We start from the raw sequence: 26,369 nt of genomic DNA, 5'->3' as shown, positions 1-26,369 counted from the left end.
AGTAGCTTGATTAGCCTTTGTAGTTGTGAACGTGCGCAACTAAGTCTAATACTTTGTTAGAGTAACCAGTTTCGTTATCATACCAAGAAACTAATTTCACGAAAGTATCTGTTAATGCAATACCCGCATCTGCATCAAATACAGAAGTTTCTACTGCGCCATTGAAGTCTGTAGATACTACTGCATCTTCTGTATAACCTAAAACGCCTTTTAATTCGCCGTTGAAAGTTTTACCTTCTGCTGCATCTTTAATTGCTTGTTTGATTTGTTCGTAAGTTGCAGGTTTTTCTAAGTTTACAGTTAAGTCAACTACAGATACGTTTGCAGTCGGAACACGGAATGCCATACCAGTTAATTTACCGTTTAATGCTGGTAATACTTTACCTACTGCTTTCGCTGCACCAGTTGAAGATGGGATGATATTTTGTGATGCACCACGACCACCACGCCAGTCTTTAGCAGACGGACCATCTACAGTTTTTTGCGTTGCTGTAGTTGCGTGAACAGTTGTCATTAAACCTTCTTTGATACCAAAAGTTTCGTGAATAACACGTGCAAGTGGCGCTAAACAGTTTGTAGTGCAAGATGCGTTAGATACGATATCTTGACCTGCATAGGTGTTGAAGTTTACACCGTTTACAAACATAGGAGTGTTGTCTTTAGATGGACCAGTTAAAACAACTTTTTTCGCACCTGCGGTGATGTGCTTACGCGCAGTTTCATCAGTTAAGAAGATACCCGTTGCTTCAACTGCAACATCAACACCAATTTCATCCCATTTTAAATTTGCAGGATCTTTTTCAGCAGTTACACGAATTTCTTTACCGTTTACAACTAATTTGCCATCACGTACTTCAACAGTACCATCGAAACGGCCGTGAGTTGAATCGTATTTCAGCATATACGCCATGTAATCAACATCGATTAAGTCGTTAATACCAACTACTTCGATGTCATCACGGTTTTGTGCTGCACGGAATACGATACGACCGATACGACCGAAGCCGTTAATACCAATTTTAATTGCCATAAGCATTTTTCCTATTTTAAAGTTAAACAAAAAACTTTTTCTGGATACAATTGGGAACGAATCCCAAACAGAAAACGATTCGGATTATAGCACAATGTTCCCTATACCTGACAAGACAAAACCGTAAGGGAATGAAAAATGTTCTGATTTATATCAAATTTAAAAAATCACTTTATAGCCAAGCTAAAACAGTAGAAAATAATCAAACCGAATAAAAAACATAGCAATTTATTATGAAAGCACTTAGTCAGCTGACAGAAAAACAATTTGAGATCTGTATTAAACATGGCACAGAAAAACCATTTAGCGGCAAATTTCTACATGAAAACCGCCTAGGAATCTATCGTTGCGTACGTTGTCACAATCCTTTGTTCTATTCTGATACTAAATTTGACGCAGGCTGTGGCTGGCCAAGTTTTTATCAAACAGTTGCCGAAGATTCGCTACGCTACTTAGATGATTATAGTTTAGGGGTTCACCGTGTTGAAATCCGATGCGGTAAATGTGATGCACACATGGGGCATGTTTTTCCTGATGGGCCAGCACCAACAGGCTTACGTTTTTGCCTTAATTCTGCGGCATTAAACTTTAAAGTCGATGCAACAGGTGAAGAGATTGATGGATAAGCTAATGAAAAATAGGATTATCATTGGAATCAGTGGTGCAAGCGGTTTTCAATATGGTTATAAAGCATTAGAGTTATTAAAGCCATTTGATCATATTGAAACACATTTAGTCATGTCGAAGGGAGCAAGCTTAACCCGAGAGTATGAAACAAACTACCGTAAAGAAGAGCTGCTCTCTCTCGCGGATGTCGTCCACCCTATTCATAATTTAGCTGCTAGCATTGCAAGCGGTTCATTTAAAACACTAGGCATGCTAATTGCACCTTGTTCTATGCGCACGCTCGCTTCGGTCGCAAATGCGTTAAGTGATAATTTACTCACACGTGCTGCCGATGTCACACTCAAAGAACGCCGCCGCTTAGTTTTAATGGTGCGAGAAGCCCCGCTCAATTTAGCGCATCTAGACAATATGCGTAAAGTCACAGAAATGGGAGGCATTATTTTTCCCCCAGTGCCTGCATTCTATCAACAACCTAAAAATATTGATGAAGTTGTGACACATAGTGTTGTAAGAGCATTGGATCTATTCGGGCTTGATATCAATATGCCACGCTGGCAAGGCAAATAAATGAAAAATACCATTCCCCAAGAGATTTGCACCTTTATCCAAAACAACCATGTTGTTAGTATTGCTTGCCAAGCAGATGAACAACTTTGGAGCGCAAGTTGCTTCTACGCATTTGATGCAGTAAATAATCGTCTTATTATTCTGACTAGTCAAAATACGCAGCATGGTTCATTAATGCAAAAACATCCCAAAATCGCGGGGACGATTGCTGGACAACCCTGCCTAATATCAGATATAGAAGGTGTGCAATTCCAGGCCATTGCACAGATATTACCGAAAAATGAACAAGAAGAAGCATTAGCTATTTATTATCGCCGACATGCTTACGCGCAAAACATGACAAGTGACGTCTGGCAAATCCGCTTTACCCGCATCAAATATACTTCTAATAAAATCAGCTTTGCTGAAAAATTGGAATGGCTATCTTGATAAAGAAAAAACCGCCTTATTAAAGACGGCTTTTGTTGCTAGGACTATTAGGCATTCAACTTATTGAGTAATAATGCATTGCGCTGGCGCATTAGTTCTATCTACCATTAATGTTGGAGGAAGTTGTGTATGTGCAGCGCTAACAAGATATTGCACTCCATTTAAACAATAACGTAAATACCCCTGAGTTTTTTCAATTAAGAAAGGATCATTTTGTGGGTCAATTGCCTTAAACGCTGGCACTTGCGAAGTATTCATCGTGGCCTGTTGTACCTGTTCGGTCAGCTGTTGCATAGGCTCGGTTTGATTTTGTTGCTGAGCTTGAGCTTCACTTGGCGAAAGCATATCACTTAATAAATAACCTGCTATCGCCCCTGTAGCAAAACCGGCTAAACGATTACCTTGTGGCTGAATCTGCGCGTTATTATTTGGCATAGCCTGTTTCGGTGGCGTATTATTAAAATCGGCATCGGCTTTTTGTTGCTGATCTTGCGCAGTTTTCTGTTGTTGTGTTTTTTGTGTGGAAGCAGGTTTTCTTACTGCTGGCATACTACGTACAGGGCTACTGAAACCACGTTTTGCTTCGACATCTTTTGATACAGTTAATGCAGAGAATGACAAAGCGAAAACCGCCGCTAACGTCATGATTTTGTTCATTTTCACTCCTAATTAAATCAATTTTGCAAAAATTTATGGCTTTTTGACCGCTTGCAAATAAAAGGTTTAGCATTATACCCGAAAAATTTTAAATCTTGGCTGATTTTGATGTATCATATACACCTTTTTGAAACCGCCGCTCAGGCATTCTATTTTTAAGGAAAATTATGGCTAATTACAGCACTACAGATTTCAAACCGGGTTTGAAATTTATCCAAGATGGTGAACCTTGCGTCATCGTGGAAAACGAATTTGTAAAACCAGGTAAAGGTCAAGCGTTTACCCGTACTAAAATCCGTAAACTTATCTCTGGTAAAGTATTAGAAATCAACTTTAAATCAGGCTCTACTGTTGAAGCAGCTGATGTTGTAGATTATAACTACAACTACTCTTACACCGATGGTGATTTCTGGTACTTTATGCACCCAGAAACCTTCGAACAAATCTCTGTCGATGAAAAAGCATTAGGTGATAACGTAAAATGGTTAGTAGATAACGCAGAATGTATCATTACCTTATGGAACGGTTCAGCGATTTCTGTTACTCCACCAAACTTCGTAGAATTAGAAGTAGTTGAAACCGATCCAGGTTTAAAAGGTGATACTGCTGGTACAGGTGGTAAACCTGCAACATTAAGCACTGGTGCTGTTGTTCGTGTACCATTATTCGTACAAATTGGTGAAGTTATCCGTGTAGATACTCGTACGGGTGAATATAAAGAGCGCGTGAAATAATTCATCCTCAACAAAAACGCCCTGTTCAACTAGCTTGAACAGGGCGTTTTTTTATCCTTCATAGCTACGGTATGGATTTGCTTGACACTGATATTTTGCCAACATTGATTCTGTAAAACTAGTTCTTGCCGAAGTACTACTATTATTTAAGCTAACTACACCAATGCGCTTGCCATTACAGCTATTGCGAGCAATAAAAGCAAGATTATAACCAGCTTCTCGCGTAAACCCCGTTTTACTTACTAAAGCCGGATAACTCTGCTCTCGCACCATACTATTAGTATTACGCATTGCTAAGTTTTGTCCTGCCGCATATACACTTACTGCTGGGGAATTTGATAACTGCTGAATCTGTGGTTTACTTGCCGCATAGCCAGATAGCTTGGCTAAATCAGACACCGTCGAAACATTATTTGCGGACAAACCAGAGCTATCTTCAAAATAGGTTTGCATCATTCCCAACTCACGAGCTTTACTGTTCATACGTGCAATAAATTGCGCTTTACTTAAGTGTGTCGCATGAGCAAGGGCATGCGCAGCGTAATTATCTGAGCGAACAAACATCGCTTTTAATAACTCATTACAACTGATATTGACATTTTTAGGCAGTGGGCTAGTTGTACCTTTGATAAAATCGGCATCTGACGGCAGAATCTGAGTTTGGCATGCATGACCTCGCTTATTCTCTTCTAAAAATACCACCGCAGTCATAATTTTCGTCACTGAAGCAATTGGCCGCACAAGATTTAATCCTTTACCTTCTAAGAATTTTTTTTGGTTCAGATCAAATACAACATAAGCAGAGTTATCTGCAGGCAAATAAGCGGCCGTCGCTTTAATACGTGGCGCTGTTTTTTTGGTATTTTTACTCGGCTGGGAAGAACAACCTGCTAATAACGAAGCAACAAGAAAAGGAAGGAAAAATTTTTTCATTCGGGTTAAAAGAAAATTACGAAAGTGAGAATTCTAGCATCTCCGAGGAAAAGCCTAAAGAAAAACCGCAAACTTTTGTTTGCGGTATCATATATTACTCGTATTCTTCCAACCAAATGGTCAAAATCGCTTCTAAAATATGTTCATTAGACGCTTCGGGATCATCATCAAAATCTTCCATTTCGCAGATCCATTTGTGCATATCAGTAAAACGTACGGTGGTTGGGTCTAGATCGGGATTCATATCGTAAAGATTTTCCGCAATCATTCTCACATCAGTCCATTTCATTAGTGCGCCGCCTCATTTGCGTGATTTAAGTTATATTTTGGAATTTCAACCACTAAATCTTCTTCACCAACAATACATTGGCAAGACAGACGACTGTCCATCTCTAATCCCCAAGCTTTGCTGAGCATATCTTCTTCTTGCTCGCTTGCCTCATTCATCGAATCAAAACCTTCACGGATTACAACGTGACAAGTAGTACAAGCACAAGAACAGTCACAAGCATGATGGATTTCCACCCCTGCTTTATGTGCAATCTCTAATAAATTATCCCCAGGATTGGCTTCAATCACCATACCTTCTGGACAAAATTCATGATGTGGTAAAAATACAACTTTTGGCATTTTAGTTTTCCTTTTGGTTAATCCCATTCAATGTTATCTAAATGCTCACCGATGAAATTTAAAATTTCTTCTTCGTGTTCCACTAGATAAACGATGATTTTTTTCAATTCCTGCGCTTTCTCTTTACTCTTTTCCGAAAGCGGATAGGTTACATAATAACAGCCTGGCTCAGGATCTTCTTCTAATAACTCTAATAGGCTTGGACGATAAATACTTAAATACGCACGCAAAAACGCCGCCCAGTTATAGCCGTTCATATAAGCTTCGTCATACTCCGCATTGATTCGCTCATTTAACGCAAAAATACGGTTATCTTCCAAATTAAATTCCACCGCAATGGTGCGGAATTTTTCGGAAAGTTGGGTTTTGATGTAGTCTGACATTTTGTTCCCCTTTATCCCTCCCCCCTCTCCCTGATTTTAGCCTCTGAACGAGGCTAAAATCTGCCCCTCTCCCCATTAGGGAGAGGGTGGAGAAAATCCGTAGGATTTTCGGAGGGAGAGGGAAATATTATTTACACAATCTCATCAACCTTTTTACCCGCCAACGCTTTTTGAATAGATAAATTCATACGTCTGGCAGCAAATTCTTGAGTGGCGTGATCTAACTCTTTGATACCTTGTTGGATCGCCAAGCGATCTGTGCCTTTTTTCAGTTCAATCAATTTAGCAAGTTCTGCTTCAATCGTTTTAAACTCTTCAACAGAAAGCACTTCTGCCCCATCTTCTTGCAAGGCGATAATCACACTGTCAATCACACGATCGGCTTCTACTCGTTGCTCAGCAAGCAAACGAGCTTCCATATCTGCTCCTGCATTTTCCATTGAAGATTTGATCATTTGTGTCACTTCTTCATCAGTTAAACCATAAGATGGCTTGATTTGGATTGATGCCTGCACTTTGGTGGATTTTTCCATTGCGGTTACGCTTAATAAACCATCTGCGTCCACTTGGTAGGTGACCCGAATATGTGCTGCACCTGCGACCATTGGCGGAATACCACGCAAGGTAAAACGCCCGAGCGAACGGCAATCGTCCACTAATTCACGCTCGCCCTGCACCACGTGCACGGTCATTGCGGTTTGCCCATCTTTGAAAGTCGTGAATTCTTGTGCTTTCGCCACTGGAATGGTCGTATTGCGTGGAATGATTTTTTCCACCAATCCGCCCATCGTTTCAATCCCAAGTGAAAGCGGTACAACATCAAGTAATAACATATCGCTGTCTGGCTTATTGCCGACTAAAATATCCGCCTGAATAGCCGCACCCAGTGCCACCACTTTATCAGGGTCAATGCTGGTTAATGGCGTTTTACCAAAAAATTCACCTACCTGTTCACGCACCAATGGCACACGGGTTGAACCACCAACCATTACAACTTCCTGCACATCGGTTGCTTCCACGCCTGCATCTTTTAATGCACGGCGACAAGTCATCAATGAACGCTTAACAAGCGGTTGAATTAGCGTATTAAATTGCAAACGGCTAATTTCAATCGTTTGATTTGCAAAATTTACGCTAACTTGATCCGCTTGCGAAAGAGCAACTTTGGTTTGAGTTGCAAGGGTTAAAAGCTCACGCTGTTCACTTGCGGTTTGCGGTTTATAGCCTGCTTGCTCGGCAATCCAATCCGCAGTCAAATGGTCAAAATCATCACCACCGAGAGCGGTATCGCCTGCGGTTGCAAGCACTTCAAACACACCACGACTTAAACGCAAGATAGATAAATCAAATGTACCACCACCTAAGTCATAAACGGCGATCACACCTTCTTGTCCGCTATCTAAACCATAAGCGATGGCTGCTGCTGTTGGCTCATTCAGCAAACGTAACACATTTAACCCTGCAAGCCGTGCCGCATCTTTGGTGCTTTGGCGTTGGGCATCGTCAAAATAGGCGGGTACGGTAATCACCACGCCCGATAATTCACCGCCTAAACGTAGCTCAGCAAATTGGTTCAAATGAGACAAAATATCGGCAGAAACTTCAATCGGGCTTTTCGTGCCTTGTGCAGTGTGAATCAAAGGTAAGCCATTATCGCTTGCCACAAATTGATAAGGTAAATTCGGGTAACGCGTTTGAATATCGGAAAGGCTACGCCCAATCAAGCGTTTTGCTGAAATCACGGTATTTTTCGGATCACCACTTGCCTTAGCAAAGGCTTCGTAACCCAATGTTTTTTCTGCTTCGCCATAATGCACCACAGACGGCACCAGCGAACGCTCTTTATCATCTAATAAAACCTGTGCTTGCCCACTGCGAACACTTGCCACCAGTGAGTTTGTTGTTCCCAAGTCAATGCCCACCGCCAATTTATGTTGGTGTGGGGAGCTAGTTTGACCTGGTTCGGAGATTTGTAAAAGTGCCATTTTGTTCCTTTTATAGGGTGCAACTTGTTGCACCATTTAATTTATACCCTTTTCGGTGCAACAAGTTGCACCCTACTTAATTGACTGCATACCCCATTTCATCAGGAGCAAAAGTCGCTTGATAGTGGCGTTCAATAGATTGCTTTTCGTTGCTATCTAATTTCAGTACTTCACTGCCATTAAGATCTTTGACTAATTCTTGCCAGTTTTCAGGGCGTAAATCGTGGTAAAAACCCCCAATATCCGCCGTTAATGCCCAACCGATAAATTGCGAATAATTTAAGCCGATACTTTCCCATTTCTGTTTTTTCGGGTGGAAATAATGCACCATACCGATTTTTTCGCTTAATCCACCACCATTTACCGCAAAGTATCCACCGACCGCATCATCAGCAATCAATAAATGAAACGGGCGTTCGCCACTTTCTTCAAAGGTTTTGCCAAAATTCCAATCAAACAAACCACGAGGTAATTTTTCATTGCCAGAACCTAAAATACGTAACCAGCCATGATCAATTAAAATGCCGCCCGTTTCGTAAATCACCGCACCAATAGGCGTTTTGGTGGAAAGTTGCATTCCAATTAACTGTTTTGCTGCTTCTTCAACATTTTTAGGTAGAATTTCATAGTGATTACGCGCAGCTTTAAACCAGTCTTGCATAATCAGCCAAGCAGAATTGGCTTTGTCGTTGAGTTCTTCAAGAGATTTCATTTATTATCACCATTCTTAATTTCATAGAGGCAGACTTTATATTCGCCCGTATCATAATTTTGCAAATAAACAGAGAAAATTCACCGCTTGTGGGCTGATAGAAAATCCGCCCCTACGATAATTACACTAAATTAAAAGCCTAAAATCTGCTCTTCTACTCTTTCAATTTCTGCAAGTAATTTCTTGGTAAAACGAAGCTTATCACAAATGCCAAAAGCAACTTGCCATTCTTGATTTTCAAGGGATTGCGCTAATTGCCCAAGAATTTGTTTGTGAGTGCGTTCAATTTCTTGTTGGAAAGCGGTCAATTTTGCTTCATTTTTTGCAGATTCAATGCTTTCCAATGTCTCACGCCATTCTAATTGTTGCATTAAGAATGCCATATCCTTAGTGCTTTGTTTTTCCAGATCTTTTTGCTCACCTGTGTTTAACTCAATGATCGCTTCCGCTCGCAAAATGGGATCTTTCAAAATATGCAAGGCATCATTAATTTCTGCGGATTTCTGCATTGCTAAACGTTGCTCTTGGGCGGTTGCAGCAGAGAAATTATCTGGGTGAAGCTGTTTTTGTAAGGCAAGATAACGCTCTGAAAGTTGAGCGTTATCTAATTGAAATTGCACAGGTAAATCAAATAATGCAAATGGATTACTCATTTTACCGCCTTATACGTTGAAACTTTCGCCACAACCACATTCGTTTTTCACATTTGGGTTGTTGTATTTAAAGCCTTCGTTTAAACCTTCTTTAACAAAATCCAATTCTGTGCCATCAAGATAAACTAAACTTTTTTCATCAATGATCACTTTCACACCGTGTTGTTCAAATACTTTATCGTCTTCATTTAACACATCAACAAACTCAAGCACATAGGCTAAACCTGAACAACCAGAGGTTTTTACGCCTAAGCGTAAGCCAATGCCTTTGCCACGATTATCTAGATAGGTTCTTACACGATTTGCTGCTGCTTCGGTTAATGTTACTGCCATAAGTCGTCCTTTTGAAATGAATTAAATGAAGAAAATAGTAGGGGCGAACCAATGTGTTCGCCCATAAAAAATAACGCATTCGGGCGGACACATCGGTCCGCCCCTACGATTATTTGCCTTGTTTTTCTTTGTAATCAGCAATTGCTGCTTTGATTGCATCTTCGGCAAGGATTGAACAGTGCACTTTCACAGGCGGTAGTTCTAACTCTTCTGCGATATCGCTGTTTTTAATTGCCGCTGCTTCATCAAGCGATTTCCCTTTTACCCATTCAGTAATCAATGAGCTTGATGCGATAGCAGAGCCGCAGCCATATGCTTTAAAACGCGCATCTTCAATAATGCCGCTATCGTTTACTTTAATTTGTAAACGTAAGATATCACCACAAGCAGGAGCGCCCACCATCCCCGTACCTACATCTAGAGCATCCTTGTCCATTGTACCTACGTTGCGTGGGTTTTCATAGTGATCGATTACTTTGTCGCTGTATGCCATTTTGATATTCCTTTTTTATCGGGCGTATGACATACGCCCCTACATTATATTACGAACGTAAATATATACGTTCCATTAAGATTTATTTTGTAGGGGCGTTGGTACGCCCGCACAAATTAATGGTGATTCCACTCAATTTTTGATAGATCTACACCGTCTTTAAACATTTCCCAAAGTGGGGAAAGTTCACGCAGTTTGTTTACTGCTTTTTTCACGATTTCAATGGTGTGATCTATTTCTTCTTCGGTTGTCCAACGGCCAAGAGAGAAACGGATTGAGCTGTGTGCTAATTCATCATCTAAACCTAACGCACGAAGTACATAAGATGGCTCTAAGCTCGCAGACGTACAAGCAGAACCTGATGATACTGCGATGTCTTTTAATGACATCATCATTGATTCACCTTCTACGAAGTTGAAGCTGATGTTAAGGTTAGAATCAACACGCTTGCCTTCTTCAATAGAACCGTTGATATAAACTTCTTCCATATCTTTGAAGCCGTTTAATAAACGATCACGCAATGCTTTGATGCGTGGCATTTCGGTTGCCATCTCTTCTTTTGCAATGCGATATGCTTCGCCCATACCCACGATTTGGTGAACAGGCAATGTCCCTGAGCGCATACCACGCTCGTGACCACCACCGTGAATAATCGCTTCTAAGCGTACACGTGGCTTACGGCAAACATATAAACCGCCGATACCTTTTGGCCCGTATAATTTGTGGCTTGAGAAAGACATTAAATCTACATTTAATTCTTGTACATTTACCGGCACTTTACCCACTGATTGCGTTGCATCCACGTGGAAAATGATTTTTTTCGCACGGCAGATTGCACCGATTTCTTTGATTGGTTGGATAACACCGATTTCGTTATTCACGTGCATGACAGAGACTAAAATCGTATCTGGACGAATTGCCGCTTCAAATTTTGCTAAATCAATAATGCCGTCTGCTTCTGGTTCAAGATAAGTCACTTCAAAACCTTCACGCTCTAATTGACGGCAAGTATCTAATACCGCTTTATGTTCGGTTTTCACGGTAATGATGTGTTTACCTTTGGTTTGATAGAAATGCGCCGCCCCTTTGATTGCAAGGTTATCAGACTCAGTTGCGCCAGAAGTGAACACAATTTCACGGCTATCTGCACCAATTAAATCAGCAATTTGGTTACGAGCGATATCTACTGCTTCTTCTGCTTCCCAACCAAATTTGTGCGAGCGTGATGCAGGGTTACCAAACACGCCCTCTTTGGTCATATAGTCCATCATTTTTTTTGCTACACGCTCATCCACTGGGCAAGTTGCAGCATAGTCCAAATAAATAGGTAATTTCATTGTTGCTCCTAACTAAAAAATCTTAGTGATGGTGATCATGGCAATGTGATTTTTCACAATCGTGATCACGATTCTCCTCTACCAGCTCTGCAAGAGTAATGGTATGTAGATATTGTTCAATTTGGTTTTCCAAACGCTCCCACAGCGAATGTGTTAAACAACGGCTATTATTAGTGCAATTACCATTTCCTTTACACTTAGAAACATCAACACTTTCATTCACTGCTTGAATAATCATACCGACATTAATCTCTTCTGGCGTTTTACCTAGTTGGTATCCGCCACCAGGTCCCCGCACGCTATGCACGATACCATCACGGCGTAATTGAGCAAAAAGCTGCTCTAAATAAGATAAAGAGATAGATTGGCGTTCGGATATGTCTGCCAGGCTTACAGGTAAGGTCTTACCGTGTAGTGCAATATCTAAAATTGCCGTCACGGCATAACGACCCCGAGAAGTTAATTTCATAATACAGACCTACATAAAAAACGATGGAAATTCTGATATACCCCACTAAATTAGTCAAGAATTTAGTGGGGTATTTTGAAAGGTTTCACAAATAAATAAAATAGGAAATTTCCTAAGAAATTATTTAACGTGTTGAAAGTTGGAAAATCATAGCCTCAACTTGGTAAGCAAATTCAAAATGCGCTGTTGCTAAATAACCATTTTCAACAGGCTGAACATCGCTTTCAATTCGACAAGGTTCGGATTCAGCGGCTCGAGCTTTACTAATTAAATAATCTAACGCATCTCGTGCTTCAGATTCACTCGAATAGACTTGAGAAAAATCAACAGTTCGATCACTATTATCGATCACAGTGCCCACATCAACACAACAACAAGCTGGGGTTTCGCTAAGTTTACATTCACTCATTTTGCGCTCTCCATAAAATTAAATCGATCGCGCCATTTTACTCTTATCATGCTTGAAATTCAATTTTTCACAATTCTTATATCCAAAAAATAAAAGTTCCCTTTAACTGGTCGGAACACTTTATTTTTTTGCAAAATTTCATTGATTGCCAAGCGCTTGCTCTTTACAATCCGCCCGTTTTTTATTGTAAGAAGGCGGTAATTTTTACTGCTTCGCTTTTTTAAGGATAGATTAAATGACAAAATTTACCAAAACAGTGTTTGCATCTCTTGTAACATTCACCGCGGCTGGCGCGAATGCGGCAGCATTCCAATTAGCAGAAGTATCTACTTCAGGTTTAGGTTTAGCTTATGCAGGTAATGCAGCAGTAGCTGATAATGCCTCTGTTGTTGCGACTAATCCAGCCTTAATGACATTATTCAAACAAGCGCAAGTTTCTGCTGGTGCTATCTATGTAAACGTGGATTCTGACGTAGAAGGTACAACTGTTTTCGGCAATAATTCCGATCATAAAAACGTCATTCCGGTTGCAACAATTCCAACTGTTTATTTTGTTGCACCAGTTACTGATCGTTTTGTTATCGGTGGTGGTTTAAATGTGAATTATGGTCTGAAATCAGACTTTAATGATCAATATAGCGCAGGTATCTTTGGTGGTAACACTGAATTAACGGCTACAAACTACAACTTAAGTGCAGCTTATAAGCTGGGTTACGGTCTTAGCATTGGTGCTGGTGCCAATGTAGTTCATGCTAAAGCAAAACTTAACCGTTATGCCGGCGATGTTTCAGCACTCTACGCTCAATACGGTATTCAACGTAACACTGTCTTAAGCCATATGAAAGGTGAGGAATGGGAATTTGGTTGGAATGCAGGCTTAATGTATGAAATCAATGAAAATAACCGCTTAGGTTTCGCTTACCATTCGCCAGTTAAAATCAAATTCAACGGCAAATACTCAAACCAAATTCCAAGTGTATTTACCGCTTTAGGTGGAACTGGTGGCGCAGAAATTGATGCTCGCTTAAATCTTGAATTACCCGCATTCTGGGAAATTTCAGGTTATCACAAATTAACGGATAAATTTGCCGTACAATATAGCTACAAACGTACCGATTGGAGTTCATTCAAAGAATTACGCGCGACAGCAAATGACGTGGATCGTTTCCACAAAGAAGAAAACTTCAGCGATGCATCACGTATTGCATTAGGGGCATCTTATGATTTAACCAATGCATTAACACTACGTGCAGGTATTGCCTTTGATGAGAGCGCAAGTGTCAATGCGCCATCAATTTCAATCCCTGATGCAGATCGTACTTGGTATGCTGTAGGTGCAACTTACCGTTTCACGCCAGATTTATCTATTGATGCAGCATACGCGCATGTTCGTGGTAGCCGAGTATCATTTACCGAATCACACCGCGTAGCTAGCTCGACTTATAGCGGCAAATATACTTCAAAATCTGTTGCTAACGTTTATGGTTTAAACCTAAACTACAGCTTCTAATTTCATCATAAAGCAAAAGGCGTGTACACTACACGCCTTTATTTTATCTTTTAAACACGATGAACACGATTTATTACCACTACTACACCTCGCCCGTTGGCAGATTATTGCTCCTTGCCAAGCACGATAAACTCATTTATATCGAATTTGAGCAAGAACAACAAACAACCTCATTAGAAAGTTTTCTGCCGGCAAGCTCAACAAGCGGTGAAATTTGGCAAGTTTTTTGCAAAACTGGTGCGGTTTTAGACCGCTATTTTGCCGGAGAAACTTTAGATTTCAGCCAACTTGATTTTCTTGCTCCACAGGGTACAAACTTTCAACAAGCTGTGTGGCAGCAGCTCCGCCAAATTCCTTACGGCAACACCATAACTTATGGTGAAATTGCCCAAAAACTGGGTAAGCCCAATGCCATGCGTGCAGTTGGAGGAGCGGTTGGCAGAAATCCTATCTCAATTTTAATTCCCTGCCATCGCGTACTGGGTAAAAATCATAGCTTAACTGGCTTCGGCGGTGGCTTACCAAATAAACGCTACCTACTACAATTAGAAGGCATTCAATATCAAGATAAAGGTATTGAGTTTGTGAAGCCAAAACATAAAAAGTGGTAACTACTTTTTACCTTCCGCCCGTTTACGTCGCATCTCTTTAGGATCAGCAATTAATGGGCGGTAGATCTCGATCCGATCGCCATCTTCAACCAAATCGGTTAATTTTACTGTTCGGCTAAAAATACCTACCTTATTTTCGCGTAAGTCGATCTCTGTATATTTTTCTAATACTCCCGATTGTAAAATCACATTTTGAACACTAACAGCCTGCTCTAGAACCAATTTTTTTAAAAAAAATTTTTCCGGATAAGCAAATACTACCTCGACATTAATTTTCTTAGACACCATACACCTCTTTCGCACGCTGTTTAAATGCATTCACCATTTTAAGTGTCAGCTCATTAAATACTTTGCCAAACACCATTGCCACCAAAGGGCTTTCAAATTCAAACTCTAACATTAAGTTAATTTTGCAGCTCTGCTCATCAAATGGCTCAAATGTCCAAGCACCACTCAATTGCTTAAACGGGCCCTCCAATAGCTGCATTGTAATTCTTTCATTCGGTATCATCGTATTGTGTGTACTAAAACGCTGACTAATACCCAATTTTTGAATGACTAATTCCGCATTGAGCTCGTTTTCCCCTAAACTTAAGGTTTTTGCTCCAATGCAGCCAGATAAGAACTGTGGATATTTTTCATAATCATTGACGAGCTGGTACATCTGCTCGGCGCTATAGCCCACTAAGGCGGATTGATTAACACTAGGCATAATTTTTTAATGGGTGAATAAATAGCGTTAGTTTAGCATTACAAGCGGGTAAAAACTGCCAATTTTTTACAAATCGGGTATAATCTCAGCAATTTTTTCTGCTTTATTTCATCATGTTAGAACAACCGATTAAGCTTACCCAATACAGCCATGGCGCAGGTTGAGGCTGTAAAATATCTCCTAAGGCGTTAGGGACTATTTTACACAGCCAACTTGAACCTTTTTTTGACCCCAATTTATTAGTCGGAAATGACACCGCTGATGATGCAGCAGTGTATGATATCGGCAACGGACAAGCCATCGTAAGCACCACTGATTTCTTTATGCCGATTGTCGATGACCCGTTTGATTTTGGGCGAATTGCCGCAACCAACGCAATTAGTGATATTTTTGCGATGGGTGGGAGACCGCTAATGGCGATTGCTATTCTAGGATTCCCGATCAATAAATTGCCTGCCGAAGTGGCGCAACAAATTGTTGAAGGTGGGCGTTTTGCTTGCCGCCAAGCAGGGATTGCATTGGCTGGTGGCCATTCGATTGATAATCCAGAACCTATTTTTGGCTTAGCCGTTACGGGTATGATTTCCACCAAGCAAGTTAAACGTAATGCATCTGCCGAGGCTGGTTGTGAACTATTTTTGACTAAGCCTCTTGGTATTGGCATTCTAACTACCGCAGAAAAACAAGGCAAACTTAAGCCTGAGCATAAAAACCTTGCCCGAGATGCAATGTGTGAGATGAATGTCATTGGTGCAGAATTTGCTAAAGTGGATGAAATCACTGCGATGACAGACGTAACAGGCTTTGGCTTACTTGGGCATTTAAGTGAAATTTGCCTAGGCTCAAATTTACATGCTGAAATCAATTTTGCTGCAATTCAAACGCTTGATGGCGTAAAAGAATATATTGAATTAGGTGCAGTTCCTGGTGGAACAAATCGTAATTTCGATAGCTATGGGCATTTAATTTCCCCCATGCATGATGAGCAAAAAGCGATTTTATGTGATCCCCAAACAAGCGGTGGGCTGCTGATTGCCGTACGTCCTCAAGCGGTAGAAAATGTGCAAAATCTTGCAAAATTACATAAGGTGCCACTATATCATGTTGGAAAATTATTAGCGCCAAATAATCATTCACCGCTAATTGTCGTGAAATAACGTTACGGGAATATATTATGCAATCATTTGATATTGCTATTGTCGGCGGCGCGACTACAGGCTCTATTCTCGCCTTAGCACTCAGCTCTGCAACCAAGCACAAATTGTGCATTGCAATTATTGAAAAATCCTTACCCAACTATGCCGAACAAGGAGGATTTGATGCGCGTTCGATCGCGCTTGCCTACGGTTCTTTGCAAAAATTAGCGCAAATTCAACCGCTTGCGAGCGAGAATTTAAATGCAGAACTCAGTAAGATTGCCACCGATATTCAACAAATCCACGTTTCCGATCAAGGGCATTTTGGCAAAACGATGCTCTCTGCTACCGAACTGAAATTAACTAAACTGGGGGTAGTAGTCGAACTTGCTAAATTGGGCGAGAAGCTCTCCGAGATTATTGCTCAACAGCCCAATATTCAATATTTTTGCCCAGATACTGTACAAAATGTCACACGCAATGCACAGGAGTGCTATTTAGACTTAATCTCTGGTGAACAACTTCGCTGCCAGCTGCTGGTAGCTGCTGATGGCATTCAATCACAACTCGCTAAACTGTGTGGCGTTGAAACGAAACAGCTACAGGATTATCAACAATCCGCAATTATTGCTAATGTACAATTAAGCACCCCACATAATGGACAAGCTTTTGAACGTTTTACTGCGCAAGGCCCTTTCGCCCTGCTGCCTTTAACCGCTAGAACAATGTCATTAGTATGGTGTGTGAAAGATCCTTCTGTACAAATGACAATGAATGATGAACAATTTTTATCGGCACTCCAACAGCAATTTGGCTGGAAGCTAGGGCGATTTGAAAAAGTGAGCCAACGCTTTATTTACCCACTTACTTTGCAAAAAGCTGAAACGCATGTGCACCACCGCTTAGCTATTGTCGGTAATGCCTCACAGCAGATCCACCCTGTTGCTGGGCAAGGTTTTAATCTGGGAATGCGAGATCTCTTTGAATTGGCAACATTAGTCGGAAAGGCTTTTAGCCAAGGACAAGATATTGGCGAATTTACGTTGCTCAATCAGTATGAACAAGCCAGAAATCAAGATCAAACTCGTATTATGCAAAACACAAATGGTTTAATTTCACTCTTTTGTAGCGATTGTTTACCTGTGCAAATTTTGCGCAACCTAGGTTTGGTGGGCTTATCACACTGCGCCACACTGAGAAAGCAGGCGGCACATCAAGCATTAGGTTGGTAAATCAATAAGGGCTTTTCATCTAAATAATATGATGCTAACCCTTTAAACGAAAGCGACCACGGCTATAGCGAGTTTTCATCAAAGCGAGGACTTGCTCTTTCTCGGAGCTTATTTTTTGCCTACTGCTTTTCGCGACCGTGAGCGAATGTTGTATTGAGTGCGCATGTGTAATCGCAATAGCAAGTGCATCTGCCGCATCAGCTTGTGGTGTAGCGGAGAGTTGTAAAATACGAGTAACCATATCTTGTACCTGTATTTTATCCGCTGAGCCAATCCCCACTACCGTTTGTTTTACTAAACGTGCAGCATATTCAAATACCGGCAAATCATGATTCACCGCCGCCACAATCGCCGTACCTCGAGCTTGCCCAAGCTTGAGAGCAGAATCTGCATTTTTTGCCATAAATACTTGTTCAATGGCGAACATCTCTGGCTGAAACTGGGTGATAATCTCTGTTACGCCAGCATAAATCCGCTTTAGACGTGTCGGTAAATCATCTGCAGCAGTACGAATTGCGCCACTGCCTAAGTATTCCAGTTGTCGCCCATTTTTCCGAATAACACCATAGCCGGTCACACGAGAACCAGGATCAATGCCTAAAATAATTGCCATATTTTTAATAAACAAGCGGTCGATTTTGTAAAAAAATTTACCAAATCGACCGCTTAATTCCCTATCTATTTTGATACTTACAGCAACGCTGCAACTTCATCGCTGATCTCACCATTGTGATAGACATTTTGCACATCATCACAATCTTCCAGCATATCGATCAGTTTTAATAATTTCGGTGCAGTTTCTGCATCTAAATCAACGGTAGTGGATGGAATCATTGTTACTTCAGCGTTTTCAATCTTGAAACCAGCTGCTTCAATGCCATCTTTCACTGAGCCTAAATCTTCCCAAGCGGTATAGATTTCAAAGCTACCATCTTCTTGAGGTTGGATATCGTCAGCACCCGCTTCGATTGCGGCTTCAGTAAGTGCATCTTCATCCGCAGAAAGAATCAAAATTAAACCTTTTTTGCTAAAGAGATAACCAACTGAGCCCTCTGTTCCAAGGTTACCGCCACACTTGGTAAAACTTGGGCGCACTTGTGAAATGGTACGATTTGCATTGTCACTTAAACATTCCACCATGACTGCTGTGCCACCAGGACCATAACCTTCATAGATTTTGGTCTCCATATTGGTGTCATCACCACCACCCACACCACGCTCAATTGCACGGTTGATGGTATCACGTGTCATATTGCTTGAAAGCGCTTTATCCACTGCCGCACGTAAGCGTGGATTAGAAGAAACATCTCCACCGCCCAATTTTGCAGCGGTAACTAATTCACGGATTAATTTAGTAAAAATTTTACCGCGTTGTGCATCTTGTGCCGCCTTGCGGTGTTTAATGTTAGCCCACTTACTATGACCTGCCATTTTGTTTCCTTAATTTGTTGTTTGAAATTTCAGACAAGCGGCCTATATTGGCAAATATTTTGCCATCGCTTGTGCGTTATTCGGAGATTTGGTAAGAACAATTGCCGCCTCAACGGATAGCCATTGATAGGCTAAATGTTCACTTAATTGTGGTTCAATTTCATTAGGCAAGCCTAATAAAAACCAATGCTCTGTATTATGTGTAATTTCAGGGGCGTATTTATAGCGGAATTGCGGGAAAATCTCAAATTCCACGCTCTGTTTACAATCATAAAGGCTCAAATTTTGAGCGATAATATCAATTCCCGTTTCTTCAGCCACTTCTCTTATGGCCGTTTGATACGGCAGTTCCCCTTCTTCAATCGAACCTGTGACAGATTGCCAAAAATCAGGATCATCTTGGCGTTGTAGCATCAATACTCGTCCACTATTTTTGGCATAAATCACGACTAACACAGAATGGGGATTTTTATATTTCATCTTAATCGGCTAAAAATAAAGGCCCTAAAGTTTTTTTAGGTATGGAAAATTGTTCAGGATAACTCACATCCACTAGATATAATCCTTCTGCCTTGGCAGTTGGGGCAGCCAATGTACGATCTTTTTGCTCAAGCAGCCATTTAATCCATTCTATTGGTTGTCGTCCCTGCCCAACTTCAATCAAACTGCCAACAATATTACGCACCATATGATGCACAAAAGCATTCGCTTGAATATCCACAATAATATAATGTCCTTGTCGCCAAACATTAAGATGGTGCACATTACGCCATGGTGTATGTGATTGACATTGCGCTGCACGAAAACTAGAGAAATCATTTTCCCCGAGTAAAAATTGTCCGGCTTGGTGCATTTTCTCTGCATCTAAGTCATGATAATAATGTGAAATTCCTTTAGGTAAAATAGCACTACGCAAGCGGTGATTAAAAATAATATAGCGATAACGACGAGCTGTCGCACTAAAGCGAGCATGAAAATCCTCAGGTACTTCCACTGCCCATTTTACCGCAATATCCTCAGGCAAATGTGCATTTGTGCCAAAGCACCAACTTTTGAGTGGACGTTCTATATTCGTTTCAAAATGCACCACTTGCCCCGTGCCGTGAACGCCTGCATCAGTTCGCCCTGCACAAAAAACTTCGCAAGGTGCATTAGCAATTTTGCTTAACGCTTCTTCCAAACATTGCTGTATTGAAGCCACTTCTTGCTGGCGTTGCCAACCAAAATAGCGGCTACCATCATATTCAATTCCGAGTGCAATTTTCATCATTTTTGGATTTGGGCAAGAAATTCTTTGCGAGTTTCACGATCTTGCAAAAAGACTCCACCATAAGCTGAAGTAATCGTTTGACTATTGGTATCGCGCACACCACGACATTTTACGCAGAAATGGGTTGCTTTAACATAAACCGCCACGTCTTCCGTCTCTAAAATGGTTTGAAATGCTGTTAAAATCTGCTCCGTAAAACGCTCTTGCACTTGTGGACGTTGAGCAAAAAATTGCACCACACGGTTGATCTTAGATAAGCCAATCACCCAATCTTTAGGATAATATGCAACGGCAACTTTACCATCAATAGTGACAAAGTGGTGCTCGCAAGTGCTAGTCAAAGTTATATCATCGACCAACACCATTTCGCTGACTTTCATACGGTTTTGGATTTTGGTGATTTTTGGGAAGGTCGTATAATCTAGCCCACTGAAAATTTCATCGACATACATTTTGGCTAAGCGCTTTGGCGTTTCTTCCAAACTGTCGTCATTTAAATCTAAGCCTAATAATTCTAATACGTCACGCATTTTTTGTTCAATTTTATCGCGACGTACGGCTTTAGACTGAGTAAGAGCAACCGTTGGTGTTTCAATACCTTTGGCAACCAATGCTTGCCGAACCTGTTTGGCTTCCAGTGAGATTTCGTTCATTTGCTATTCCCTAAAAATTAAAGCGTTGGATTGTATCAAATTAGCTTGAAAACACAACGAAGCAAGAAAAAATAGTGTAGAATTTCACGCATATTTCTGCCAAAAAATTTTACTATGTATTATCAATTTAATTCAGATATTGTTCCTGATTCGCAACAGGTCTTTATCAAAGAACTGCTAAATTGCAAAAATTTTGACAATTCCGACCGCTTGTTAGGCCTTTCAAAAGGGCGTGGTACAACTTGGTTTCTGTATACACAAGATAAACTCGGGGTTGATGTAGTTTTACGTCACTACTACCGTGGGGGCTTATTTGGTAAATTTGTCAAAGATCGTTATCTGTTTAAAACACTAAATAAGACACGAGCGTTACAGGAATTTGACTTACTCACACAGATGCGAGCATGGAATTTACCTGTACCTAGACCCATTGCAGTAAAAATTCAACGCTCACCACTGTGCTATCAAGCTGATATTTTACTGGAGAAAATTGCTGACACACAGGATCTTAGCCAACTATTGCAATTACAACCTTTAACAAATGAAGACTATCAACAGATAGGGCAGCTGATCCGCCAATTACACGATCACCAAGTGCATCATTCTGATCTTAACATTCATAATATTTTGCGGGAGAAAGAAAGCGGGAAATTTTGGTTGATTGATTTTGATAAATGCCAAATTCAAGCAGGGCAAGAGTGGAAACAAGCTAATTTAGCGCGCTTATTACGTTCATTTAATAAAGAACAGGAACGATTGCATATTTATTTTAATTCAGAAAACTGGCAAGCCTTAGAACAAGGCTATTACCGCTAAAAATAACCCCTAATTACCATTTGAGTAATTAGGGGATTTCTCACATTACTGCTGTAATTTCACTTTATCTACTTCAGCAGTTTGTTCTTTGGAATTATCGTTATTTAAATGCGTACGACGTTGCAACTCATGATTTTGTAATAATGCATTTACTCGGCGTTGCTGAGCCTCGATTTGCTCTACAGTTGGTTGCTCTGAAGCAGGTGAATTGTAGCTAACCGGCTGAACTGAATTACTAAATGGGAGCGTTTGTAACACAGGCTGTTCCACTTGAGCGACCTCGTTTTCTGCATTCATTAGGTTTACGCCTACAACTGCAGCAAAACAAACAGACGCGGCAATACCTGCTTGCATTAGTGGCGTGCTCCAACGTTTTAATTGCAGCAATAAACCTCGTGGTTTCTCAGTTGTAGCATTAATATCACCTGCCACTGCGATTTCGATTTCTTCTTTTTCAATTAGTGCTGCCATTTTTGCCGAAAAATCTGCACCAAGCAACTGTTCTTCTCCACGCATGATGCTACGAATTGCGTGGTAGTCTGCCCATTTCTGCTGTAATTCTGAACTGGCACACAAAGTGTCTGTAAATTCTCCGTTAACATCATGTCCATCCATATAGGCAGACAAAGTTTCACGTTGTTGCATAGATAACTCCAATAGTTTTAAATTTATTAACCCTGCATTAGTGGATTGACTTTAGCATCAATTGCTTCTCTGGCACGGAAAATTCTCGAACGAACAGTGCCAACAGGACACTGCATCGTTTCAGCAATTTCTTCGTAACTTAAACCTTCCAGCTCACGCAAGGTAATGGCTGTTTTTAATTCTGGGGGTAAATTTTCAATCGTCTCGAACACCACCCGTTTTAATTCTTCAGATAAAACCAAATTCTCTGGTGTATCTGCTTCACGTAAATGCACGCCGCTTTCGTAGCTTTCTGCATCTTCCGCAAGAATATCTTCTTTAGGTGGACGTCGTCCCATTGCTGTCAAATGATTCTTTGCAGTATTTACTGCAATTCGATAAAGCCATGTATAAAAAGCACTTTCCCCTCGAAAAGACTCTAATGAACGGTAGGCTTTAATAAAAGATTCTTGCACAATATCAGGAATATCATCTCGTGCAACATAGCGGGTTAGCAGCCCTGCTACTCGGTTTTGGTAACGTACTACCAACAAGTTAAACGCTTTTTTATCCCCTTTTTGCGCACGTTCTACTAATTCCTGATCGGCGATTTGCTCGCTCATTATCTTGCGTTCTCCTAACTTACTACGTTTTAACGCATCTTAACTATCTTAACGCACGCTTGCTTAGTGTGTTGATTGTCAAGAAAGTTCATTAACACGTTTCAAATGCCTAAAAAACAAACAAAAAATTTACCTAAATTTACGTCTATAAGCTATTTCAAACAGTATAACCAATAAACTCAAACCATAAATCGCCCAATTGCCCCAAAATGCAAATGGTGTTTGTCCCTGATAACTTTTAACCTCTTGGCTTAATACCAAAGTCTCAAATTGTGGTGCTTGTTGTTCTATTTGCCCATTTGCGCCAACAAAAGCAGTGATCCCTGTATTTGCAGCACGTAATAAAGGCTTGCCCAGCTCCAATGCCCGCATTCGCGCCATTTGAAAATGTTGCCAAGGCCCAATACTCTCACCAAACCACGCATCATTGGTGATCGTTAATAGATAATCAGCTGCGTAAGCTTTTTGATTTTGCTGTACTTGATCACCAAAAATAATTTCATAGCAGATGGCTGTATTAAATTGACGTTGCCCTGCAAATAATGGTTTCTGAATAAAATCACCTTGCGCAAGATTTACCGGCAATACAAAAACCTCGCGCATCCAATTAAGTAAATTGCCAAAGGGGACATACTCACCAAAAGGGACAAGATGATGCTTGTTAAAACGTAAAGAGGTATCTAATGAGTAGGGATATTCACTATTACCAAGCACCACGGCACTATTAAATAAACCATGCGAATTTTGATACAAAGTGCCCATAATTAGCTCACTGCCAGCTTTCATTCCAACCCAATGCAATTGTTCAAGCAATGGCGAAATCTGAGCTTCAGACACGGGAATTGCCGATTCTGGCAGAATAATCACATCACTTTTCCCCATTACTTCACCAATTAAGCTCTCATAGGTTCTAATGGTGTGATCAAAATGTTCAGGATTCCATTTCATCCGCTGTTCAATATTACCTTGCACTAAGCTAATCAGTTTGCTTTCTTTGCTTTCATCTGGAGCTACCCATATGATAAATTGGCTCAAAATAGCCATGAATATAACGCCACACATGGCTAACCAAGCGGTGAAATTTGAGGCTTTATTTGCAAAAAGTCGCTGGCACTGCACCATATAACCACTAATTAGCATAACCAAAAAAGTTAGCCCTTCTACCCCAAGAATAGGCGCAATACCAGAAAATGGGCTATCAATTAGACTATAGCCAAACTGTAACCACGGGAAGCCAGTAAAAATCACACCGCGTAAATATTCACTAAACGTCCAAATTGCAGCAATACTCCAAGGATTTATCAATTTAAAGCGTTGGATAACATACGCAAATAAAAGCGGATAAAATGCAAGATAAATAGCCAATAGTAACACTGCTAAATAACTGACAATCTCAGGTACGCCACCGAATTGAATCATACTAACATGCACCCAATTCACACCAATAGCAAAATAGCTCACTGCCCAAGTCAATACGCCAAGTAGTGCTGCCGCTTTTTGTGGCAAAGTTGCGATCCAAATTAACGCAATTGCTGAAATAAAGCTGACTATCCAATAGTCAAACGGGGAATAAGCAAATAAGCCTATCCCCCCAAAAAGGAAACCGCTTAAACAAGCGGTTGCTTTCATCGATTTTTTTGCAAAATTCATTCTTCGCTCGGCTTATCTTGTTGTTCCATTCGAGCAAGTTGTTCATCGCTCACGGTTACTCGTAATTGAATTAAACGGCGACTGTCTGCCGAGGTAACTTTAAACACCATTCCCCCCAATTCAATTTCTTCGCCACGTTTTGGTAAATGCCCAAAAGCTTGCATGACCAAACCACCAACAGTATCTACTTCTTCATCATTGAATTCTACCGCAAACAGTTCGTTAAATTTCTCAATATTAGTTAAAGCTAATACAGCATAAGTATGTTGCGAAAGCTGACGAATCGGCTCAATTTCGTCTTCATCAAACTCATCTTCAATATCGCCAACAATTTGCTCTAAAATATCTTCAATCGTTACCAAGCCTGATACCGCACCAAATTCATCAACAACAATAGCCATATGAAAACGTTCAGAGCGAAATTCTTTAAGCATTCTGTCCACCCGCTTACTTTCCGGCACAATAACCGCAGGGCGCAAAATTCCATCCATTTCAAAGGCTTCTGAATCAGAACGTAAAAATTTCAGCAAATCTTTTGCTAATAAAATACCTTCAATGGTATCTTTGCCATCACGAATTACGGGGAAGCGAGAGTGGGCTGATTCAATAATCACATCAAGACAAGAATCAAGTGACTGTTCTGCATCAATAAAGACGATTTGTGGACGTGGAATCATAATATCGCGCACACGCAATTCTGAAATTTCCATCACACCTTCTATCATCTCTTTGGTGTCACTATCAATAAGCTCATTTTCTTCTGAGTTCCGAATCACCTCTACCAAATCTTCACGATTTTTCGGCTCTTGTTGGAATAAACCGCCAAATAGCGATTTAATTAAAGATTTCTTTTCTTGGGAAACGATTCCCTGCTGATCATCACTCATAACATTACTCAAAAAAACAAAACTTGCGAAAAGTATCACAATTTTATAAAAAAATCGACAAGCGACCTTTTGTTACTTTCTATTTCATTGAAATTAGCATAGGATACACAGGTTTTTGACACAACTCATAGGAGCTATTTATGAAATTAGGTCGAATCGCGATTGCGATTGCTGCATTAAGTGCTAGCACGCTCGGTTTAACTGCTACCTTAACATCTTCTTCAAATATTAGTTTTCTTGCTTTTGATGGGCAAAAAGTGAAAAAAAACACCCCCACACTGCAAGTAAACGAAAACCAAACACATCAAGCGGTAGTTGAAGTCACGAGCATTTATAGCTCAGGTTCAGATGAAAGTTTCTATGAATCTTCTCCGATTATAGTCACCTTTAAAGGGAGCAATGAAAATATTGTGATCGCAGCCCCAAATCTCACGACTAAAAATGATGTCGCAAAATTCCAACAATCCCCCGTATTAAAAGTAAGTACTGCCTCAGGTAAGCAAATTGAATCTCAGCAAGATATTTTAAAAGGCGAGGGCTTTATGCCAAATGCCAACATTGTGGATAACATCGCTGCTTATAATGCTGCTGAAAATAAAGCAGCGATTAAAGGACTAGCCGCAACGGCAATGCCAATCGCTATTGCAAGCAATGGCAAAGCAGCCAAAGGGAAAGTGATGGTACAAGGCGAAAATATCGCTGAACAACAGCTACAATACTGGTTCCAACAAGCCGACAAAGAAACGCAAAAACGTTTCCTAGATTGGGCAAAGAAACAATAATCTTTCCATAACAAGCGGTCGATTTTGCAGGAAATGTTGCAAAATCGACCG

Annotated in this window: 35 protein-coding genes; 10 read left to right on the top strand and 25 right to left on the bottom strand. The window is 40.6% G+C overall.

Features of this window, described 5'->3' with window-relative positions; translation table 11 throughout:
• Positions 1-10 precede the first annotated feature (10 nt).
• Positions 11-1,030: a glyceraldehyde-3-phosphate dehydrogenase gene (gene gapA, locus F542_RS04240; protein WP_015432755.1), complete on the bottom strand. Its 1,020-nt coding sequence runs from the start codon at positions 1,028-1,030 to the stop codon at positions 11-13.
• Between the two features lie 233 nt (positions 1,031-1,263).
• Here gapA and msrB point away from each other — a divergent pair, with 233 nt between their 5' ends.
• The 3 genes from msrB to F542_RS04225 are packed head-to-tail and all read left to right on the top strand — an operon-like array spanning position 1,264 to position 2,653.
• The gene (gene msrB, locus F542_RS04235; protein WP_015432756.1) at positions 1,264-1,656 is read left to right on the top strand and encodes a peptide-methionine (R)-S-oxide reductase MsrB; all 393 of its coding nucleotides are present in this window, start codon (positions 1,264-1,266) and stop codon (positions 1,654-1,656) included.
• A 4-nt stretch (positions 1,657-1,660) separates the two neighbouring features.
• The gene (locus F542_RS04230) at positions 1,661-2,224 is read left to right on the top strand and encodes a UbiX family flavin prenyltransferase (protein ID WP_038443141.1); all 564 of its coding nucleotides are present in this window, start codon (positions 1,661-1,663) and stop codon (positions 2,222-2,224) included.
• Positions 2,225-2,653: a PNPOx family protein gene (locus F542_RS04225; RefSeq protein ID WP_025266973.1), complete on the top strand. Its 429-nt coding sequence runs from the start codon at positions 2,225-2,227 to the stop codon at positions 2,651-2,653.
• A gap of 60 nt (positions 2,654-2,713) precedes the next feature.
• Here F542_RS04225 and F542_RS04220 read toward each other — a convergent pair whose 3' ends face one another.
• Complete coding sequence (locus F542_RS04220; RefSeq protein WP_025266972.1) at positions 2,714-3,310, bottom strand: hypothetical protein; 597 nt, start codon at positions 3,308-3,310, stop codon at positions 2,714-2,716.
• A gap of 167 nt (positions 3,311-3,477) precedes the next feature.
• On the opposite strand from F542_RS04220, the gene efp reads away from it, so the two are divergent.
• Complete coding sequence (efp, locus tag F542_RS04215; RefSeq protein WP_015432760.1) at positions 3,478-4,044, top strand: elongation factor P; 567 nt, start codon at positions 3,478-3,480, stop codon at positions 4,042-4,044.
• A gap of 51 nt (positions 4,045-4,095) precedes the next feature.
• On the opposite strand, the gene F542_RS04210 is transcribed toward efp, so the two are convergent.
• The 12 genes from F542_RS04210 to F542_RS04155 form a co-directional block, all read right to left on the bottom strand.
• Positions 4,096-4,977 carry a D-alanyl-D-alanine carboxypeptidase family protein gene (locus F542_RS04210; protein WP_025266971.1) on the bottom strand — a complete coding sequence of 294 codons (882 nt, stop codon included), beginning with the start codon at positions 4,975-4,977 and terminating at the stop codon, positions 4,096-4,098.
• A 94-nt stretch (positions 4,978-5,071) separates the two neighbouring features.
• Positions 5,072-5,266, bottom strand: a complete 195-nt coding sequence (gene iscX / locus F542_RS04205) for a Fe-S cluster assembly protein IscX (RefSeq protein WP_005711410.1) — start codon at positions 5,264-5,266, stop codon at positions 5,072-5,074.
• Complete coding sequence (fdx, locus tag F542_RS04200) at positions 5,266-5,607, bottom strand: ISC system 2Fe-2S type ferredoxin (protein WP_015432763.1); 342 nt, start codon at positions 5,605-5,607, stop codon at positions 5,266-5,268. The genes iscX and fdx overlap by 1 nt, the downstream gene beginning before the upstream one ends.
• A 17-nt stretch (positions 5,608-5,624) precedes the next feature.
• On the bottom strand, positions 5,625-5,990 hold the full coding sequence (locus tag F542_RS04195) for an Imm51 family immunity protein (protein WP_025266970.1): 366 nt from the start codon (positions 5,988-5,990) through the stop codon (positions 5,625-5,627).
• Between the two features lie 131 nt (positions 5,991-6,121).
• A complete protein-coding gene (gene hscA / locus F542_RS04190) occupies positions 6,122-7,975 on the bottom strand; it encodes a Fe-S protein assembly chaperone HscA (RefSeq protein WP_025266969.1) in 1,854 nt (617 codons plus the stop codon).
• Positions 7,976-8,051: 76 nt separating this feature from the next.
• Positions 8,052-8,687, bottom strand: coding sequence for a DUF2625 family protein (locus F542_RS04185; RefSeq protein ID WP_015432766.1), 636 nt, complete (start codon positions 8,685-8,687; stop codon positions 8,052-8,054).
• A gap of 131 nt (positions 8,688-8,818) precedes the next feature.
• Complete coding sequence (gene hscB / locus F542_RS04180; RefSeq protein WP_015432767.1) at positions 8,819-9,340, bottom strand: Fe-S protein assembly co-chaperone HscB; 522 nt, start codon at positions 9,338-9,340, stop codon at positions 8,819-8,821.
• A 9-nt stretch (positions 9,341-9,349) separates the two neighbouring features.
• Positions 9,350-9,673, bottom strand: a complete 324-nt coding sequence (gene iscA / locus F542_RS04175) for an iron-sulfur cluster assembly protein IscA (RefSeq protein ID WP_015432768.1) — start codon at positions 9,671-9,673, stop codon at positions 9,350-9,352.
• Positions 9,674-9,782: 109 nt separating this feature from the next.
• Positions 9,783-10,166 (bottom strand): Fe-S cluster assembly scaffold IscU, encoded by a 384-nt coding sequence (gene iscU / locus F542_RS04170; RefSeq protein WP_025266968.1) that lies wholly within the window; start codon positions 10,164-10,166, stop codon positions 9,783-9,785.
• Positions 10,167-10,282: 116 nt separating this feature from the next.
• Positions 10,283-11,503, bottom strand: a complete 1,221-nt coding sequence (locus F542_RS04165; RefSeq protein WP_015432770.1) for an IscS subfamily cysteine desulfurase — start codon at positions 11,501-11,503, stop codon at positions 10,283-10,285.
• A gap of 22 nt (positions 11,504-11,525) precedes the next feature.
• Positions 11,526-11,972: a Fe-S cluster assembly transcriptional regulator IscR gene (gene iscR / locus F542_RS04160; protein WP_015432771.1), complete on the bottom strand. Its 447-nt coding sequence runs from the start codon at positions 11,970-11,972 to the stop codon at positions 11,526-11,528.
• A gap of 124 nt (positions 11,973-12,096) precedes the next feature.
• On the bottom strand, positions 12,097-12,381 hold the full coding sequence (locus F542_RS04155) for a YfcZ/YiiS family protein (protein WP_015432772.1): 285 nt from the start codon (positions 12,379-12,381) through the stop codon (positions 12,097-12,099).
• A 235-nt stretch (positions 12,382-12,616) separates the two neighbouring features.
• Here F542_RS04155 and F542_RS04150 point away from each other — a divergent pair, with 235 nt between their 5' ends.
• On the top strand, positions 12,617-13,891 hold the full coding sequence (locus F542_RS04150) for a porin (RefSeq protein WP_015432773.1): 1,275 nt from the start codon (positions 12,617-12,619) through the stop codon (positions 13,889-13,891).
• A 59-nt stretch (positions 13,892-13,950) separates the two neighbouring features.
• Positions 13,951-14,502: a methylated-DNA--[protein]-cysteine S-methyltransferase gene (locus tag F542_RS04145; protein ID WP_015432774.1), complete on the top strand. Its 552-nt coding sequence runs from the start codon at positions 13,951-13,953 to the stop codon at positions 14,500-14,502.
• On the opposite strand, the gene F542_RS04140 is transcribed toward F542_RS04145, so the two are convergent.
• Positions 14,503-14,790 carry an RnfH family protein gene (locus F542_RS04140; RefSeq protein ID WP_025266967.1) on the bottom strand — a complete coding sequence of 96 codons (288 nt, stop codon included), beginning with the start codon at positions 14,788-14,790 and terminating at the stop codon, positions 14,503-14,505.
• Entirely contained in the window at positions 14,780-15,214 is a 435-nt protein-coding gene (locus F542_RS04135; RefSeq protein WP_015432776.1) for a type II toxin-antitoxin system RatA family toxin, read from the bottom strand. Before F542_RS04135 ends, F542_RS04140 begins: the two co-directional genes overlap by 11 nt.
• Positions 15,215-15,327: 113 nt before the next feature.
• Here F542_RS04135 and selD point away from each other — a divergent pair, with 113 nt between their 5' ends.
• On the top strand, positions 15,328-16,371 hold the full coding sequence (selD, locus tag F542_RS04130) for a selenide, water dikinase SelD (protein WP_081601338.1): 1,044 nt from the start codon (positions 15,328-15,330) through the stop codon (positions 16,369-16,371).
• A gap of 17 nt (positions 16,372-16,388) precedes the next feature.
• Positions 16,389-17,582: a 2-octaprenyl-6-methoxyphenyl hydroxylase gene (gene ubiH, locus F542_RS04125; RefSeq protein WP_015432779.1), complete on the top strand. Its 1,194-nt coding sequence runs from the start codon at positions 16,389-16,391 to the stop codon at positions 17,580-17,582.
• Positions 17,583-17,616: 34 nt separating this feature from the next.
• Here ubiH and ruvC read toward each other — a convergent pair whose 3' ends face one another.
• The 5 genes from ruvC to folE all read right to left on the bottom strand — a co-directional run bounded on the left by ruvC (position 17,617) and on the right by folE (position 20,936).
• Positions 17,617-18,195 carry a crossover junction endodeoxyribonuclease RuvC gene (gene ruvC / locus F542_RS04120; protein WP_025266965.1) on the bottom strand — a complete coding sequence of 193 codons (579 nt, stop codon included), beginning with the start codon at positions 18,193-18,195 and terminating at the stop codon, positions 17,617-17,619.
• 77 nt (positions 18,196-18,272) lie between these two features.
• Entirely contained in the window at positions 18,273-19,013 is a 741-nt protein-coding gene (locus tag F542_RS04115) for a YebC/PmpR family DNA-binding transcriptional regulator (RefSeq protein ID WP_015432781.1), read from the bottom strand.
• Positions 19,014-19,055: 42 nt separating this feature from the next.
• Entirely contained in the window at positions 19,056-19,493 is a 438-nt protein-coding gene (gene nudB, locus F542_RS04110; protein WP_015432782.1) for a dihydroneopterin triphosphate diphosphatase, read from the bottom strand.
• Between the two features lies 1 nt (position 19,494).
• Positions 19,495-20,280 (bottom strand): tRNA pseudouridine(38-40) synthase TruA, encoded by a 786-nt coding sequence (truA, locus tag F542_RS04105; protein ID WP_025266964.1) that lies wholly within the window; start codon positions 20,278-20,280, stop codon positions 19,495-19,497.
• Positions 20,280-20,936 carry a GTP cyclohydrolase I FolE gene (folE, locus tag F542_RS04100; RefSeq protein ID WP_015432784.1) on the bottom strand — a complete coding sequence of 219 codons (657 nt, stop codon included), beginning with the start codon at positions 20,934-20,936 and terminating at the stop codon, positions 20,280-20,282. The genes truA and folE overlap by 1 nt, the downstream gene beginning before the upstream one ends.
• 114 nt (positions 20,937-21,050) lie before the next feature.
• On the opposite strand from folE, the gene F542_RS04095 reads away from it, so the two are divergent.
• Positions 21,051-21,752 (top strand): 3-deoxy-D-manno-octulosonic acid kinase, encoded by a 702-nt coding sequence (locus tag F542_RS04095; protein WP_015432785.1) that lies wholly within the window; start codon positions 21,051-21,053, stop codon positions 21,750-21,752.
• 45 nt (positions 21,753-21,797) lie between these two features.
• Here F542_RS04095 and F542_RS04090 read toward each other — a convergent pair whose 3' ends face one another.
• From F542_RS04090 to corC, 4 genes are all read right to left on the bottom strand, one after another.
• Positions 21,798-22,397, bottom strand: a complete 600-nt coding sequence (locus F542_RS04090) for a sigma-E factor negative regulatory protein (RefSeq protein WP_015432786.1) — start codon at positions 22,395-22,397, stop codon at positions 21,798-21,800.
• Between the two features lie 26 nt (positions 22,398-22,423).
• Positions 22,424-22,999: an RNA polymerase sigma factor RpoE gene (gene rpoE, locus F542_RS04085; RefSeq protein ID WP_015432787.1), complete on the bottom strand. Its 576-nt coding sequence runs from the start codon at positions 22,997-22,999 to the stop codon at positions 22,424-22,426.
• A 129-nt stretch (positions 23,000-23,128) separates the two neighbouring features.
• On the bottom strand, positions 23,129-24,649 hold the full coding sequence (lnt, locus tag F542_RS04080; protein ID WP_015432788.1) for an apolipoprotein N-acyltransferase: 1,521 nt from the start codon (positions 24,647-24,649) through the stop codon (positions 23,129-23,131).
• Positions 24,646-25,536 carry a CNNM family magnesium/cobalt transport protein CorC gene (gene corC / locus F542_RS04075; RefSeq protein ID WP_015432789.1) on the bottom strand — a complete coding sequence of 297 codons (891 nt, stop codon included), beginning with the start codon at positions 25,534-25,536 and terminating at the stop codon, positions 24,646-24,648. Before corC ends, lnt begins: the two co-directional genes overlap by 4 nt.
• A gap of 140 nt (positions 25,537-25,676) precedes the next feature.
• Here corC and F542_RS04070 point away from each other — a divergent pair, with 140 nt between their 5' ends.
• The gene (locus F542_RS04070; protein WP_015432790.1) at positions 25,677-26,318 is read left to right on the top strand and encodes a curli polymerization inhibitor CsgI-related protein; all 642 of its coding nucleotides are present in this window, start codon (positions 25,677-25,679) and stop codon (positions 26,316-26,318) included.
• The last annotated feature ends 51 nt before the right edge of the window (positions 26,319-26,369 follow it).

Origin of the sequence: Bibersteinia trehalosi USDA-ARS-USMARC-188, from assembly GCF_000521725.1 — a bacterium.
GTDB classification, from domain to species: Bacteria; Pseudomonadota; Gammaproteobacteria; order Enterobacterales; family Pasteurellaceae; genus Bibersteinia; species Bibersteinia trehalosi.
Note: the sequence above shows the minus strand (reverse complement) of the source record. Positions and strands in the feature narration are given on the sequence as shown.

Bases quoted from the DNA above. Each gene is read 5' to 3' on its own strand.
- gapA (WP_015432755.1), bottom strand. From the start codon at position 1,030: ATGGCAATTAAAATTGGTATTAACGGCTTCGGTCGTATCGGTCGTATC.
- msrB (WP_015432756.1), top strand. From the start codon at position 1,264: ATGAAAGCACTTAGTCAGCTGACAGAAAAACAATTTGAGATCTGTATT.
- F542_RS04230 (WP_038443141.1), top strand. From the start codon at position 1,661: ATGAAAAATAGGATTATCATTGGAATCAGTGGTGCAAGCGGTTTTCAA.
- F542_RS04225 (WP_025266973.1), top strand. From the start codon at position 2,225: ATGAAAAATACCATTCCCCAAGAGATTTGCACCTTTATCCAAAACAAC.
- F542_RS04220 (WP_025266972.1), bottom strand. From the start codon at position 3,310: ATGAACAAAATCATGACGTTAGCGGCGGTTTTCGCTTTGTCATTCTCT.
- efp (WP_015432760.1), top strand. From the start codon at position 3,478: ATGGCTAATTACAGCACTACAGATTTCAAACCGGGTTTGAAATTTATC.
- F542_RS04210 (WP_025266971.1), bottom strand. From the start codon at position 4,977: ATGAAAAAATTTTTCCTTCCTTTTCTTGTTGCTTCGTTATTAGCAGGT.
- iscX (WP_005711410.1), bottom strand. From the start codon at position 5,266: ATGAAATGGACTGATGTGAGAATGATTGCGGAAAATCTTTACGATATG.
- fdx (WP_015432763.1), bottom strand. From the start codon at position 5,607: ATGCCAAAAGTTGTATTTTTACCACATCATGAATTTTGTCCAGAAGGT.
- F542_RS04195 (WP_025266970.1), bottom strand. From the start codon at position 5,990: ATGTCAGACTACATCAAAACCCAACTTTCCGAAAAATTCCGCACCATT.
- hscA (WP_025266969.1), bottom strand. From the start codon at position 7,975: ATGGCACTTTTACAAATCTCCGAACCAGGTCAAACTAGCTCCCCACAC.
- F542_RS04185 (WP_015432766.1), bottom strand. From the start codon at position 8,687: ATGAAATCTCTTGAAGAACTCAACGACAAAGCCAATTCTGCTTGGCTG.
- hscB (WP_015432767.1), bottom strand. From the start codon at position 9,340: ATGAGTAATCCATTTGCATTATTTGATTTACCTGTGCAATTTCAATTA.
- iscA (WP_015432768.1), bottom strand. From the start codon at position 9,673: ATGGCAGTAACATTAACCGAAGCAGCAGCAAATCGTGTAAGAACCTAT.
- iscU (WP_025266968.1), bottom strand. From the start codon at position 10,166: ATGGCATACAGCGACAAAGTAATCGATCACTATGAAAACCCACGCAAC.
- F542_RS04165 (WP_015432770.1), bottom strand. From the start codon at position 11,503: ATGAAATTACCTATTTATTTGGACTATGCTGCAACTTGCCCAGTGGAT.
- iscR (WP_015432771.1), bottom strand. From the start codon at position 11,972: ATGAAATTAACTTCTCGGGGTCGTTATGCCGTGACGGCAATTTTAGAT.
- F542_RS04155 (WP_015432772.1), bottom strand. From the start codon at position 12,381: ATGAGTGAATGTAAACTTAGCGAAACCCCAGCTTGTTGTTGTGTTGAT.
- F542_RS04150 (WP_015432773.1), top strand. From the start codon at position 12,617: ATGACAAAATTTACCAAAACAGTGTTTGCATCTCTTGTAACATTCACC.
- F542_RS04145 (WP_015432774.1), top strand. From the start codon at position 13,951: ATGAACACGATTTATTACCACTACTACACCTCGCCCGTTGGCAGATTA.
- F542_RS04140 (WP_025266967.1), bottom strand. From the start codon at position 14,790: ATGGTGTCTAAGAAAATTAATGTCGAGGTAGTATTTGCTTATCCGGAA.
- F542_RS04135 (WP_015432776.1), bottom strand. From the start codon at position 15,214: ATGCCTAGTGTTAATCAATCCGCCTTAGTGGGCTATAGCGCCGAGCAG.
- ubiH (WP_015432779.1), top strand. From the start codon at position 16,389: ATGCAATCATTTGATATTGCTATTGTCGGCGGCGCGACTACAGGCTCT.
- ruvC (WP_025266965.1), bottom strand. From the start codon at position 18,195: ATGGCAATTATTTTAGGCATTGATCCTGGTTCTCGTGTGACCGGCTAT.
- F542_RS04115 (WP_015432781.1), bottom strand. From the start codon at position 19,013: ATGGCAGGTCATAGTAAGTGGGCTAACATTAAACACCGCAAGGCGGCA.
- nudB (WP_015432782.1), bottom strand. From the start codon at position 19,493: ATGAAATATAAAAATCCCCATTCTGTGTTAGTCGTGATTTATGCCAAA.
- truA (WP_025266964.1), bottom strand. From the start codon at position 20,280: ATGAAAATTGCACTCGGAATTGAATATGATGGTAGCCGCTATTTTGGT.
- folE (WP_015432784.1), bottom strand. From the start codon at position 20,936: ATGAACGAAATCTCACTGGAAGCCAAACAGGTTCGGCAAGCATTGGTT.
- F542_RS04095 (WP_015432785.1), top strand. From the start codon at position 21,051: ATGTATTATCAATTTAATTCAGATATTGTTCCTGATTCGCAACAGGTC.
- F542_RS04090 (WP_015432786.1), bottom strand. From the start codon at position 22,397: ATGCAACAACGTGAAACTTTGTCTGCCTATATGGATGGACATGATGTT.
- rpoE (WP_015432787.1), bottom strand. From the start codon at position 22,999: ATGAGCGAGCAAATCGCCGATCAGGAATTAGTAGAACGTGCGCAAAAA.
- lnt (WP_015432788.1), bottom strand. From the start codon at position 24,649: ATGAATTTTGCAAAAAAATCGATGAAAGCAACCGCTTGTTTAAGCGGT.
- corC (WP_015432789.1), bottom strand. From the start codon at position 25,536: ATGAGTGATGATCAGCAGGGAATCGTTTCCCAAGAAAAGAAATCTTTA.
- F542_RS04070 (WP_015432790.1), top strand. From the start codon at position 25,677: ATGAAATTAGGTCGAATCGCGATTGCGATTGCTGCATTAAGTGCTAGC.